Origin of the sequence: Kribbella sp. NBC_01484, from assembly GCF_036227145.1 — a bacterium.
In the GTDB taxonomy this organism is placed as follows: Bacteria; Actinomycetota; Actinomycetes; order Propionibacteriales; family Kribbellaceae; genus Kribbella.
The window spans coordinates 8,468,074-8,480,176 of record NZ_CP109437.1; the positions used below are offsets into that span (position 1 = coordinate 8,468,074).

General features: G+C 65.0%; 14 protein-coding genes. 6 read left to right on the forward strand and 8 right to left on the reverse strand.

Annotated features, from left to right (window positions below):
• Positions 1-63: 63 nt before the first annotated feature.
• Positions 64-1,059: a helix-turn-helix transcriptional regulator gene (locus OG555_RS40855; RefSeq protein ID WP_329479246.1), complete on the reverse strand. Its 996-nt coding sequence runs from the start codon at positions 1,057-1,059 to the stop codon at positions 64-66.
• A 54-nt stretch (positions 1,060-1,113) separates the two neighbouring features.
• Between OG555_RS40855 and OG555_RS40860 the strand changes: the two genes are divergently transcribed.
• A complete protein-coding gene (locus tag OG555_RS40860; RefSeq protein ID WP_329479248.1) occupies positions 1,114-2,244 on the forward strand; it encodes an epoxide hydrolase family protein in 1,131 nt (376 codons plus the stop codon).
• Positions 2,245-2,806: 562 nt separating this feature from the next.
• On the opposite strand, the gene OG555_RS40865 is transcribed toward OG555_RS40860, so the two are convergent.
• Entirely contained in the window at positions 2,807-3,112 is a 306-nt protein-coding gene (locus tag OG555_RS40865; protein WP_329479250.1) for an effector-associated constant component EACC1, read from the reverse strand.
• Between the two features lie 173 nt (positions 3,113-3,285).
• On the opposite strand from OG555_RS40865, the gene OG555_RS40870 reads away from it, so the two are divergent.
• From OG555_RS40870 to OG555_RS40880, 3 genes are all read left to right on the forward strand, one after another.
• The gene (locus tag OG555_RS40870; protein WP_329479252.1) at positions 3,286-3,639 is read left to right on the forward strand and encodes a hypothetical protein; all 354 of its coding nucleotides are present in this window, start codon (positions 3,286-3,288) and stop codon (positions 3,637-3,639) included.
• Positions 3,640-3,717: 78 nt separating this feature from the next.
• Complete coding sequence (locus tag OG555_RS40875) at positions 3,718-4,071, forward strand: hypothetical protein (protein WP_329479253.1); 354 nt, start codon at positions 3,718-3,720, stop codon at positions 4,069-4,071.
• A complete protein-coding gene (locus OG555_RS40880; protein ID WP_329479255.1) occupies positions 4,068-4,703 on the forward strand; it encodes a hypothetical protein in 636 nt (211 codons plus the stop codon). Before OG555_RS40875 ends, OG555_RS40880 begins: the two co-directional genes overlap by 4 nt.
• Before the next feature lie 6 nt (positions 4,704-4,709).
• Here OG555_RS40880 and OG555_RS40885 read toward each other — a convergent pair whose 3' ends face one another.
• The 3 genes from OG555_RS40885 to OG555_RS40895 all read right to left on the reverse strand — a co-directional run bounded on the left by OG555_RS40885 (position 4,710) and on the right by OG555_RS40895 (position 7,313).
• Positions 4,710-5,021: a hypothetical protein gene (locus OG555_RS40885; RefSeq protein WP_329479257.1), complete on the reverse strand. Its 312-nt coding sequence runs from the start codon at positions 5,019-5,021 to the stop codon at positions 4,710-4,712.
• A gap of 41 nt (positions 5,022-5,062) precedes the next feature.
• Complete coding sequence (locus OG555_RS40890) at positions 5,063-6,109, reverse strand: helix-turn-helix transcriptional regulator (protein WP_329479259.1); 1,047 nt, start codon at positions 6,107-6,109, stop codon at positions 5,063-5,065.
• A 196-nt stretch (positions 6,110-6,305) separates the two neighbouring features.
• Positions 6,306-7,313: a helix-turn-helix domain-containing protein gene (locus OG555_RS40895; RefSeq protein WP_329479261.1), complete on the reverse strand. Its 1,008-nt coding sequence runs from the start codon at positions 7,311-7,313 to the stop codon at positions 6,306-6,308.
• Between the two features lie 306 nt (positions 7,314-7,619).
• Here OG555_RS40895 and OG555_RS40900 point away from each other — a divergent pair, with 306 nt between their 5' ends.
• On the forward strand, positions 7,620-8,459 hold the full coding sequence (locus tag OG555_RS40900; RefSeq protein ID WP_329479263.1) for an alpha/beta fold hydrolase: 840 nt from the start codon (positions 7,620-7,622) through the stop codon (positions 8,457-8,459).
• A 108-nt stretch (positions 8,460-8,567) separates the two neighbouring features.
• Here the strand turns inward: OG555_RS40900 and OG555_RS40905 are convergent, their stop codons facing one another.
• Entirely contained in the window at positions 8,568-8,990 is a 423-nt protein-coding gene (locus OG555_RS40905) for a CYTH domain-containing protein (protein WP_329479264.1), read from the reverse strand.
• A gap of 293 nt (positions 8,991-9,283) precedes the next feature.
• Here OG555_RS40905 and OG555_RS40910 point away from each other — a divergent pair, with 293 nt between their 5' ends.
• A complete protein-coding gene (locus OG555_RS40910; protein WP_329479266.1) occupies positions 9,284-10,267 on the forward strand; it encodes an HNH endonuclease in 984 nt (327 codons plus the stop codon).
• A gap of 60 nt (positions 10,268-10,327) precedes the next feature.
• Here OG555_RS40910 and OG555_RS40915 read toward each other — a convergent pair whose 3' ends face one another.
• Both OG555_RS40915 and OG555_RS43065 read right to left on the reverse strand, forming a co-directional pair.
• A complete protein-coding gene (locus tag OG555_RS40915) occupies positions 10,328-10,789 on the reverse strand; it encodes a very short patch repair endonuclease (RefSeq protein WP_442914469.1) in 462 nt (153 codons plus the stop codon).
• Positions 10,743-11,882 carry a DNA cytosine methyltransferase gene (locus OG555_RS43065; protein ID WP_442914470.1) on the reverse strand — a complete coding sequence of 380 codons (1,140 nt, stop codon included), beginning with the start codon at positions 11,880-11,882 and terminating at the stop codon, positions 10,743-10,745. The genes OG555_RS40915 and OG555_RS43065 overlap by 47 nt, the downstream gene beginning before the upstream one ends.
• Positions 11,883-12,103 lie beyond the last annotated feature (221 nt).

Genomic DNA, 12,103 nt, shown 5'->3' on the forward strand with positions numbered 1-12,103 from the left:
GGTAAGAAGATTGGCGCTCATTGACGATTTCTTACCCCAAAGCGCCCGTCGGCGGCGCGAGGCTCAGCGGATCGCGTTGAGGTAGCGGGTGCCTAGGCTTTCGAGGTGGTCGAGCAGGGCGGGTGGGCCGTCGACGTGGAAGTCGAGGCCGAGCATCCCGATGTAGACGGCGATGATCTCGAGCGAATCGGCGCCGGTGACGAGGACGCTCGTACTGTCGTCGACCGACTCGACGATGCCGACCGCGGCGTGGATCCGGGACAGCACCTCCTGCGCCGGCGCGAACACCGTGATCCGGGCATGCACCTGCCACCCGGTCGTCGCGACGTCGCGCAGGACGAAGTCGGTGTAGTCGTCGGCCGGCATCGGGCGGGGCTGATAGCGCCGGCCTGTTGCCATCCGCAACGACATCCAGTCGACCCGGTACGTCCGCCAGTCGCCGGTCTCGTCCCGCGCGACCAGGTACCAGTACCGCTGCCAGCTCACCAAGCGGTACGGCTCGACCAGGATGGGCAGATCGGAGCTCCGGCCCGACCCGGCGCCACGCATCAGCGCACCGGTAGGGATCGAATAGTCGAACCGCACGTAATGCTCGTCGCGGATACAGGCCGCGATCGCGGTCAGCGTGGCCGGGTCGATCTCGGGATCCTCGACGTTCGAGCCGGTGTTGTCCGGCCCCTTCGACATCGCCCGGTGGATCGCGTTCACCTGGCGCCGGAGCCGATGTGGCAGGACCTGCTCGAGCTTCGTCAACGCCCGCGCACTGCTGTCAGCCATCCCGGCGACGCCGGCGCCCGTACGCAATCCGACCGCGACGGCCACGGCCTCCTCGTCGTCCAGCAGCAGCGGCGGGAGCTTCGCACCGACGCCGAGCTGGTAGTGACCCGCCGGGCCGCGGGTCGCGTCGACCGGGTAGCCCAGCTCGCGGAGCCGGTCGATGTCATTGCGAACCGTCCGCGTCGTCACCTCCAGCCGCTCGGCCAGCTCGGTGCCGGTCCAAGCCGGCCTGGACTGCAGGAGCGCCAACAGGGACAGCAGCCGCGACGAAGTCTCCAGCAAATCCGTCTCCTAAGTAGGAAAGTAATGTTCCTATACGGATTCTACGGTAAAGCCATGAACACGAACGAGAGCATCCGGCCCTTCACCGTCGACATCGCCCCGGCAGACCTGGACGATCTGCTCGCCCGCCTCGCGCGGACGCGGCTGCCCGAGCCCGTTCCCGGCGACGACTGGGAGTACGGCACCCCGAACCACTACCTCCGCGAGATGGTCGACCACTGGCAGAACGGGTTCGACTGGCGGGCCCAGGAAGCGCGGATGAACGAGTTCCCGCACTACCTGACCGAGATCGACGGCCAGACCGTCCACTTCCTCCACATCCCGTCGAAGGTGGAGGGCGCGACACCGCTGCTGCTGGTCCACACCTACCCGGGTTCGTTCGTCGACTTCCTCGACATGATCGGCCCGCTGACCGATCCTTCGTCGTACGGCGGATCAGACGCCGACGCCTTCTCGGTCGTCGTCCCGTCGATCCCGGGCTTCGGGTTCAGTACGCCGCTCGTCGACCGCGGCTGGACGATGGCCCGGGTCGCCCGGACCTTCGACACCCTGATGCGTCGTCTCGGGTACGACTCGTACGGCTCGCACGGCTCCGACGGGGGTGCCATGGTCTCGCGGGAGCTGGGCCTGCTCAACCCTCCTGGTTTCCTTGGTCTGCACGTGTTGCAGCTGTTCTCGTTCCCGTCGGGCGACCCGGCCGAGTTCGAGAAGTTCACGCCCGAGGACTACGCGGCGCTGGAGCACCTGAAGTGGTTCCAGTCGGTCGGTGGGTACAACGCGATCAACTCCACCCGGCCGCAGACCGTTGCCGTCGGCATCTCCGACTCACCGGTCGGGCAACTGGCCTGGAACGAACTCTTCAACAGCTTCGGCAACGGGACCAGCCTGGTCACCCGGGACCAGATCCTCACCGAGGTGTCGCTGTACTGGTTCACCAACACCTCGGCCGCCGCCGGCCGCTACCACTACGAAGAGGCCCACGCCGGCACCGAGCCGCAACTCAACAACGCGCCGACCGGTGTCGCGGTCTTCGCCGACGACTTCAAGACGATCCGTCCGCTGGCCGAGCGCGACAACACCAACATCGTCCACTGGTCGAACTTCAAGGACGGCGGTCACTACGCCGCTCTCGAACGCCCCGACGACGTCACCGCCGACCTCCGCACCTTCTTCCGCAACCTGTAAGCCCCCCGACCACCTCGGCCGGCTCGCTTCCCGCGAGCCGGCCCGTCAGCGTTTCAGTCGCGACAATCTGTAGGCATCTGCCTCCCGTCCGCCGTACGACTGCGCGGGACGCAGGGAGCCCGGGGTGCTTGCGCACCCCGGGCTCCTTTGGGCTCCACCCATCTGGAGGGACGTCCGGGCAGAGCTTCCTTCTCCGGGCAGACCTCAGGCGCTGTGGTGTTGCCGCCACCAGGTCCGCTGCAGCCGAGCGCCGTACTGGCATCGACAGGCGCCTTGACCACAACGAATGGCTCGCTGAGCGAGGTGTTCCCGAATCCTGCACCGACCCACGGGCCGGCACCCCAACGAAGACCCCATCACGTTCCCCCTCGGAGATCCTCATCCCTGGCCCGCCCCTCGAACCAGGCAGTCTCCTCACGGCACGGTCGCGTGACTTCCCCCCACGCGACATCATGCGTCACCCGCCCCCAGCGTGCTCCGCACCAGCTCCCCGCCAGCCACGTCGCCAGAATCCCGCTATCGACGCTACGCCCGCGCCGCCCACCGGACAACGCCTGGTTTCCTACTTCCCCTGATGCCGACTCAAGAACGCCTCGAGCACCTCCGCCCGCTCATCGAACGTCGGTCGCTCCAGCTCGATCGAGTCGTCTCCCAGCGTCACAACGATCTTCCCCGGACTCTTCCGCCGCTGGATCCAATCCCGCAGTACGGCGACCAAGGTCGGCACCACCCCACCCGCCCCCACCAACGCCACCGCAATCGCGATAGACCCGTCATCCTGCGCCAACCCACCAGGCCGCTCCACCACATCCTGAGTAGGCAACCCCTCCTCAGCCAGTTCCCTCCGCAACTGCCGAACAGCCTTCAAACACCGCTTCTCATCCAGTTCCGGCTCAGGGACCACCCGAACCTCAACCCAGTGCCCTTCACCCATCTGCTACTCCCATCAGTTGCCCAAGGCCCCCTGTGGATAACTCCGCTCGTGGTCGGCGCGCAACCCCTATTCTCCTGAAGAAGCCCACCCCAGCGGAAGGACAATCCGTGGACTCCGACGAAACCCCCTACCTCCTCCCCGACGGAGAACGCGTCTGGGTCATCAAGACACCCGCCGCGGCCGAACTCCTCCCCCACATGCTCGAACGCTTCCGCTTCGGCCACCTGGACCCCCTGATCTTCGGAGACGCCGGCGAACCCGAAGGCGTCATCGTCCCCTTCGAACTCTGGCGAGCCCTCGACACCCGAGTCTTCGACGAAGAAGGCTTCGACACCACCTACGCCATAGCGCGCGGCCGCCTAGCCGACCCTCGCCCCTCAATTCCCCTAGAACAGGTAGCCGCCGAACTCGGCTGGGACCTCAACGAACCAATCGACGAGTCAGAGTTCAAACCGAAGTAACGCCTGTGGATAACTCCATCCTCGACCAGCGCCCGACTCCTATCCTGAAGACGACGCTTCACCCACGGAAGGACAGCCATGAACTCCGACGAAACGCCGCACATCCTCGCCAGTGGTGAACGGATCTGGGTGATCGGCTCATCCGCGGCTGCCGAGCATCTTCCGCAGATGCTCGAGCGCTTCCGCTCCGGCGAGACAGGACCCTTCATCGTCGGCGACGCCGGGCAGCCCGAGGGCGTCTTCATATCGTGGGACACCTGGCAGCGCCTCGCCGTACTCTCGGCCGAAACTCAAGAGTTCGACCATGTCTACGACATCGCCCGTGAACGCCTGGCCGACAACGAGCCCTCCGTGCCGCTCGAGGACGTGGCGGCGGAGTACGGCTGGGATCTCAATGAACCGATCGACGACTCCGACCTGCCGAAGAAATGACCGCGCGGTTCCGGATCATCATCGATCCCCAGCTTCGGCGCAAGATCGCGATGCTCGAGCAGGCTGCCGCCTCGCGGCCCGACAGCCTCCGCGCTCGAGAACTTCATGCGCTAAAACTCGGCCTCCGAGCACTGGCAGGCGGACGCGAGGAAGACTTCAACGGTAAGCGCCTCGGATACTCTCCCGGCCACCACGATCTCCGGGACTGCGCCGAGATCAAGGTGCCGGTCGTCCCCGAATTTCGCTATGGCCATGACCTCGGACCGTCACATCGTCTGCTCTACCGTGAGTTCGAGCCTGAGGACGGCGGTCTCCCATACCGCCAAGCCATCTGCTTCGAGCACCGTGGAGACGACCTCCCTTTCGAGGTAGCCGGCGCCCGCCTCGGGCGTGAGGTCGGACAACCTGACGTTGCCCTCACCCACCTCCCCAACTACCGCCCGACCTTCCAACGCGGCGGCGCCGAACCCACTGGCCCTCCCCGCCTTCCGCTCCCACCCGATCTCCGCAAGGCCCTCGCCGCAGCCGCCGATGTCGCGCCCACCTCCGGTTCCGTCAGACCTGGTGCGCCCGCTCAGCAGCCGCCACGCACCGCCCGCGGCCGCGGCACCTCAACCGGCCGCGAGATTTGACCGGGATCAGACCAAGTCAGGCGCGAGCCAGAGCTGATCGACTGGCAGGAGTTCAACCGACTGTGGTGGGCGCAGGAATCCGGCTGCCAAGATCGCGTCGACCGTTTCGAGGTAGTCCTTCGAGCTCAGCAGTGCCTCGGCAGCGGCCAGGTCCTGCCAGAAAGTGATCGCCGCCCGCCCGTCCTTCGTCCGCACGAAGAACACAGCCCGACACCCCGGCCGCCTCCGGAACATCGGCAACGACCGCTCCACCGCGAAGGCGTCGTACTCCTCGCCCCGGCTCTCGTCCACCCCGGTCCGCCAGATCCGCGCAATCATCGGCCACTCCCTCCACCCGGTCTCAGCGTAAGACCTGATCTTCACCCGCCGGCAGCGCGGTGGTACCGATCGCCGAGCTCCCGGACCGCAGCCACCAACTCCGGCGCATCCAGTACGTCGAAGTCCGCATCCATCAACCCCAACCAAACAGCCAACTGATGCGGATCATCCGACCCCAGCTCGACGATGCACGCGCTCTCGTCGATCACCTCAGGCTCGATCGGAATCGGCATCCGATTCTTCACGTACTCTGCCGATGCGAACACCTTCACCCGAGCCCGATACTGCCACGAGGCCTCCCCCACAGACCGCCGTACGAACTCCGCCACATCCTCCTCAGGCAACGCCCGCGGCACAAACCGAGCCCCATTAGGCGTCTTCAGGTTCATCCGATCCACCCGAAACGTCCGCCAAGCCTCGCGACCGTTGTCCCAAGCAACCAAATACCACCGCCGCCCCCAAGCCACCAACCGATGCGGCTCCACCACCCGCGGCGGCCGCACGCCGCCACCGCTTGCGTCGCTGGAGTTGCCTGCTGCGTTGGTGATGTCCTGCGCATCGCCCTCATCACCGCGCGGTTCCTCACCCCACACCCCACCAGACCCGCCGGCGTAGTCGAACCGCAACCGCTCCCGATCCCGAATCGCCCCCGCAATCCCCGTCAACACCTCAGCATCAACCCGCGGCCCCGCCCCACCCACCGCCACCGTCGCCGCCGAAACCGCCCGCACCCGCCCCCGCAACCGCCCCGGCAAAACCTGCTCCAACTTCACCAACGCCCGCACCGACGTCTCCTCAATCCCCGCCACCCCACCAGCCGCAGCAGTCCGCAACCCCACCGCCACAGCCACCGCCTCCTCGTCATCCAACAACAAGGGAGGCAAAACCCCACCAGCCCCCAACCGGTACCCCCCAGCCACGCCAGACCGAGCCTCAACCGGATACCCCAGAGACCTCAACCGCTCAACATCAGTCCGCAACGTCCGCGTAGAAACCCCAAGCCGCTCCGCCAACTCAGGCCCACCCCAATCCCGCCTGACCTGTAACAACGACAACACCCGAAGCAAGCGAGCCGACGTCTCCAACATGAACTCATCGTCGCACTAATCGCGGAAGAGAGCCTTCCGCGATTTCGGACGCACGACACCTGCCGACACAATCCATCTACCCACGTTCGGTAGCCATACAGACCACCCCAACATCGCGACGCGGCCAGGTCGACCCATCCCAGCGAGGTCCGATATCTGATCGCCTAGCGTGTGGTCGTCAATCATGACGCGTGCGTCAGGCTGACTCAGATCGTGCGTGGCCAGGGGGCGGAGCTGCTCGCTCGGCAGGTTGTGCCTTCGTCGCCATCTCGCGCCACTCCCGTGGTGAGAGTCCGTATTCGGCGCGGAAGAGGCGCCCGAAGGTCGATGCGTCGCGAAATCCCCAGCGTTGGGATACAGAGGCGATGGTGAGGTTCTGAGAACGGCCGCGGCCGAGTTCGTCTCGGCACGCCTCCAGGCGGTGGCGGCGGATCCACTCGCCGAGGGAGATGCCGCCGCTGGCGAGGACGTTGTACAGGTGGCGAACGGAGATGTGATGCTCGACCGCGATTTGCGCAGCATTGAGGGTCGGATCACCCAGGTGCGCACGCACGTACTCCAAGATCCGCATCTGCAACGTGGCCTGCAGTGATTCCCTGGCCGCCGTTGAGGTGACGTCAAGGTGAGTGCTGATCACGGCCCGGATGAGTTCCATCGACGGTTGGCTTACTGCGTCTGCCGCGGCGCCCGCGAAGGCCTTCTGCCGGCCCACGAGGCGCTGGAAGTAGAGCGTGGCCAAGTCTGCGACCGGATGCCCAGGACTCAGTCGCGTCGCCGTTACCTGCCGCACGACGTCCCGCGGCAGGGCCAGGTTCTCCAACGGCATGCGCAACTGGTGCTGTCGGTAACCCTCAGCATCGACGAGGGTGTACTGGGATGTCGAGCGGTACACCACCAGGTCGCCCGGGCGCACAACAGCTTCGCGGCCATCTTGAACGACGAGGCTCGATCCGCTGGCCTGGAGACCCAGCAACAGACTGGGTTCCAGATCATCGTGCGCCAGGCGCGGGGTCCGCTCGACTTTTGTGACGTTGGAACGGATGGAGGAGATCCGCAGCGCACCAAGGTCGGCGAGCGTGCCTCGCACGACAGGGCCCGTTACCGGGAAGTCGAGCTCGACCGGAATGATCCTGGCGGCCACCGCCCGCATGGCCTCCGACCGCACGCCGGCCGGCATCGTGCTCGAGTCGACGATCTGGATCACGGGCCTGGTCCTTCGTAGTTGCCCTGCTCCCCGACCGCAGGCTGAGCGTGCCGCGAGCAGGGCGTGACAGGCGCTGTCGGCGCCGGCTCGCACAAATGACAATACCCGGCCCAGCGCGCTCGCGGAGATCGGTCACTGGAGCGAGCAGTGCTCAGTTCGTGCAGGGCTATCCGCAGGCTGTGCAGGATGACGCGCGCAGCGGCGCCAGCGTCCTCGTCCAGCCCTAGCGTCCGTACTGGCACCAAGACCGCCATCGCCGCTGACGCCGCCCGGCGAGCGGATAACCACACCCGCAGAGGACAAGCCATGCGTACACCGAAGAAATCACTCCTCGCCGCCGTCGCGGCCCTCACCACCGGCGTGCTCGCACTCAGCATCAGCACCGCCCCCGGCAGCAGCGCGCAAACCCTGCAGCAGGACCAGCCAGTCAAACCGACCATCGTGCTCGTGCACGGCGCGTGGGCTGACGGCTCGAGCTGGTCTGCCGTCACATCACGACTGCAGAGCGACGGATACACGGTCAACGTCGAGGCAAACCCGCTGCGCAGCGTCGCCTCCGACGCGCAGTACCTGCGTGATCTGCTGGCCAGCATCCCCGGCCCAATCGTGCTCGTAGGGCACTCCTACGGCGGCATGGTGATCACCAACGCTGCCACCGGCAACCCCAATGTCAGAGCCCTCGTCTACGTGGATGCCTTCATCCCCGACCAGGGCGACAGCGTCGGCGCGCTCGCCTCCGCACAGCCCGGGTCCGCCCTGGACCCGAACAGCTCGATCACCGCGGTGCCGATCCACGACGCCAACGGCACCGTCATCAATGCCGATGTCTACATCAAGCCAGCTCAGTTCCCGGCCCTCTTCGCCGGCGGCATCCCGGTCGAACAGGCCGCCGTCCTGGCCGCCGGCCAACGGCCGCTGACAGCCAGCACCCTCGGGGAGCCCTTCACTGGTGTTCCGGCGTGGAAGACCATCCCCTCATGGGACCTCATCGGTACGGCGGACAAGGTACTGCCGCCGGCGGAGCAGGAAATCATGGCGCACCGCGCCGGCGCTCACATCGTGAAGGTGAACGCGCCGCACCTGTCGATGGTGGCCAAGCCCGGTGCTGTCACCGAGCTCATCGAGACAGCCGCTCACAGCAGCTGACCTCAAACGGCCGTGCGCTGCGGTGCCACCACCTAGCGCACGGCCAGCAACTCACCTGATCGCGAGAGGGTTCGACCTACTCCAGCCGACGGCCCTGGAAGTGATGCGTCACTCGGGAAATCTGAGCTCGGAGATCTTAGTCAGATCAATCCCGTAGCGGGCATACACCTTGACCGTGTTCTCACCGGTGAGCTCGTCCTCAGAGACGCCCAACGCCTCGCCAACCCGGACGACATGCTCCCGAGACTGCCCCTCGATCTCGAGGTACGGCGGAATCAGCGGCCACCAGTCGATCTCCAACTGAGCGCCATCAAGCTCGAAGCTGGCCCGCCGATTCTCCTGATACGACTTCGCCCGGAACCCGATCCGAGCCAGCAACTCGTTGGTGACCTCGAAGTCGCTCACCACAACCTCGGTCTCCGTCGTCCCGTCGATCCCGTCGTGCGCGATCTCCTTCACGGTCAACGTCGCCGCCGTACCGTCATCCCGCAGCCGAATCCATCGCGACTCGTCCCCCCGCCCGAACGTCATACACATACCGCCGCATCAGCCGCGCCCCCACCCGCCGCCCACCCAGCCGAAGGATGCGGTGAGCCACTTCACTCGGCACGACATCCAACACCTTGGCCTCGAACTCGATCGGCACCTCAGCCCTATCCCTCCGCGCCATACTTCACCGCAAGCCCCCGAAACTCCGCCTCGCGCAACGAGAGAATCTCGTCGCGACGGTCGCTGCGAACAGACTTCCACAGGAAGGCACAGATCCATGCGCTGGATACAAACACCGACCTGAATCCTGCCCTACCAGCGCGATAGAGCCTGACGTGCTCAAGCCCGTGCAGGCCGTCGACCGACTACGACCGGCGACAACTGAGCCCTGGTCTGGTAAGTATCTGAACGTGATGGTCGGCTCCTTTGACAGCGAGCTCCGCGATGCAGCAATGTCATGGCTTGCTCTACGCGGTGACCGTCTGTTGACGGCCGCAGAGCTAGCGACGTTCGAGTTCAGGGGCCGACGCATACCCCTGATGGACCCGCAGCGCGGCATACGGAAGCCGGCCATCCTGGACGCCGCGCTCTCCTTCCGCACGACCTACACCCCACCTGGTCGGACACCGCCGTACGCCGACGAGGCTGGCGCCGATGGACTACTCAGGTACAAGTACCGCGGAAGCGACCCGAACCACCCTGAGAACCGAGCATTGAGGCGTTGCTTCGAGCAACAACTCCCCCTCATCTGGTTCCTGGGCATTGATTCGGGCAAGTACATTGCGCAATTCCCCGTCTATCTCGTGCAGGACGAAGCCGACCAGCTACAGTTTGTCGTCGCCGTCGATCCGGTTCAGCGCTTCCTTCCGCACGGCGACGAAGCCACCGAGGACAGCCGCGAGTACGCCGAGCGCCTGACCAGACTACGGATACACCAACCTGTGTTCCGCGCACGAGTGCTACAGGCGTACGGGCGGCAGTGCGCAATTTGCCATCTGAGACACGCGGACCTACTCGACGCGGCCCACATCCTGCCCGACGCCCATCCGATGGGTCGCCCGGTGGTGCCGAATGGCCTCGCGTTGTGCAAGATCCATCATGCGGCGTTCGATCGAAATATCCTCGGCGTCAGGCCCAACCTCGTCGTCGAGATTCGTCCCGACATCCTTGGCGAGGTCGACGGCCCGATGCTGAAACACGGCCTACAGGACATGAACGGCGTCCGGCTATCCGCGCCTCGCGCGCGCACTGCCCGCCCCGCGAAGGACAACCTCGAAGAGCGGTATGAGGCCTTCCGGACCGCCAGCCGAGCGCGTTGATGAGGAAGACCAACACGCCCTCGGAGATCGAGTAACTCCGACGACATCCGGTACGCCGCCTCAGTCCCGTGCGAGAATAGACGCGATTCTGCGGGCTGCTTCGATCGCGCGCTCGTGCTCCCAGACACGTATCACCTGCCATCCACGAGACTCCAATGCAGAGTCTGTCCGGCGGTCACGTTCCTGGTTGGCCCGAATCTTCTGTCGCCACCACCCAGCATTGTTCTTCGGTGCAGTTGCATGCTCTGGGCATCCATGCCAAAAACAACCATCGACGAACACCACAAGGCGGCGACGGGTGAACACAATATCGCCACGAGATCGAAGGTCAACCTCAGGAGCATAATCCACGCGGAATCGAAAGCCCAACGCATGCAATTCAGATCTTAGCGCCAACTCGGGTCTGGTATCACGCCTGACCTGACTCCGCATCCTGCGCCTGGTGAGATCATTCAACGGGTCTGGCATCTTGGCTTCAAGACATCTCGGCCACGTGATTGGATAAAGCTGAGCGAAATTCATCACCGCCAGCGCGGAGTCTGCTGGCGGCGAGTCGCTTAGCGAATCCTGCTGTAGCGGTTCGGGAAAGTGGATACATCCCATTGATTCTCAATACGTCCGTCAATCGCTGCCGACGCTTCCGCAAGGGCACCTCTGACAGAAACCATGCTTCGCGACAACCAGCGACGCCGGATGCGGCCGCCGGCCATCGCTTGACGTCCGCAAGTGGCTTCGTCTCGACCTCGACTGGCTCACCAGGTTCACGCAATCGCTGTCCGAGCCATTTCGCGACGTTGACTGTCACCGCGTTGCCAACGAGTTTCCAGCGATGTCCTTCGCGCTCGACATGATCGGTCCAGCCAGCAGGAAAACCCTGGAGTCGCTCTGCGGCTCTGATGTCAGGCCGTACGATCGCCTTGCCCGGCCGCTCCGCTGGCAACCAGACTGCAGGAGGCGATGGTATTCCAAGCTTCGATCCACCCTTGAGAGTCGGCACTGCGTCCGGAGCCCAACCAACGCCACGATTTCCCTCTGTCCAGTAGAAGCCATAAGCAGACGGCGAATCGACCCTTCGCATTGACGGCCCCGCCTCATCAGCGAATAGCACTTGACGTGGGTCTTCCGACTTGGACGCCACAAGGATCACTCTCCGGCGACGCTGGGCTACACCTGAACTCTGCGAGTCGACGGTCCGATATGCCCAATTCCATCCTTGAGACTCAAGCCAGCCAGTGATGAAAGCCATGGCTCGGCCGCCGTGCAGGGCGAGCATGTTGGGAACGTTCTCCAGCACTAGCCACCTTGGCGAGGCGTTGTCGACTAACCGGAAGACCTCGCGCACAAGCCCCGACTCGATGCCGTCGATTCCAGCCGCGCGTCCGACCTGGCTCAGATCGGTACAGGGGAACCCGGCCGTTACGACCTCTACTGTTGGCAGAGCCTTGAGCTCGACTATGTCGCCCACGATTGAGACGCCGGGAAACCTACGCGCCAGAGTCGACGCGGCATGCTCCCAAGCGTCACACAGGAGGTCCGCCTCGAAACCCGCGGAGGCAAGACCCTTCTCGAAGCCGCCAATTCCGGCAAATAGCCCTGCCACGTGCCCAGCAGGCATGGCGTCCTTCCGTGAGTCGGCGACCGACGCTAGTCAGTGAGTCAACGTTACGAAGTCAGGTTTGAGGGAGGCAATGATACATGCTGGGCGCGACGCCCGACGCCTCGACGTGAGCAACCTTGAGCAGACTGCCAGGCAGGGAAGCAGGACCAGCAGCTCCAATTCTGCGCCGAAATGGTGAGCCGCAACGAAACGAACCGTCCTCATCACCGATAGGGTTC

Excerpts from the sequence above, each read along its gene's own strand:
- OG555_RS40860 (WP_329479248.1), top strand. The coding sequence starts at position 1,114 with ATGAACACGAACGAGAGCATCCGGCCCTTCACCGTCGACATCGCCCCG.
- OG555_RS40905 (WP_329479264.1), bottom strand. The coding sequence starts at position 8,990 with ATGACGTTCGGGCGGGGGGACGAGTCGCGATGGATTCGGCTGCGGGAT.
- OG555_RS40885 (WP_329479257.1), bottom strand. The coding sequence starts at position 5,021 with ATGATTGCGCGGATCTGGCGGACCGGGGTGGACGAGAGCCGGGGCGAG.
- OG555_RS43065 (WP_442914470.1), bottom strand. The coding sequence starts at position 11,882 with ATGCCTGCTGGGCACGTGGCAGGGCTATTTGCCGGAATTGGCGGCTTC.
- OG555_RS40890 (WP_329479259.1), bottom strand. The coding sequence starts at position 6,109 with ATGTTGGAGACGTCGGCTCGCTTGCTTCGGGTGTTGTCGTTGTTACAG.
- OG555_RS40915 (WP_442914469.1), bottom strand. The coding sequence starts at position 10,789 with ATGAATTTCGCTCAGCTTTATCCAATCACGTGGCCGAGATGTCTTGAA.
- OG555_RS40900 (WP_329479263.1), top strand. The coding sequence starts at position 7,620 with ATGCGTACACCGAAGAAATCACTCCTCGCCGCCGTCGCGGCCCTCACC.
- OG555_RS40880 (WP_329479255.1), top strand. The coding sequence starts at position 4,068 with ATGACCGCGCGGTTCCGGATCATCATCGATCCCCAGCTTCGGCGCAAG.
- OG555_RS40875 (WP_329479253.1), top strand. The coding sequence starts at position 3,718 with ATGAACTCCGACGAAACGCCGCACATCCTCGCCAGTGGTGAACGGATC.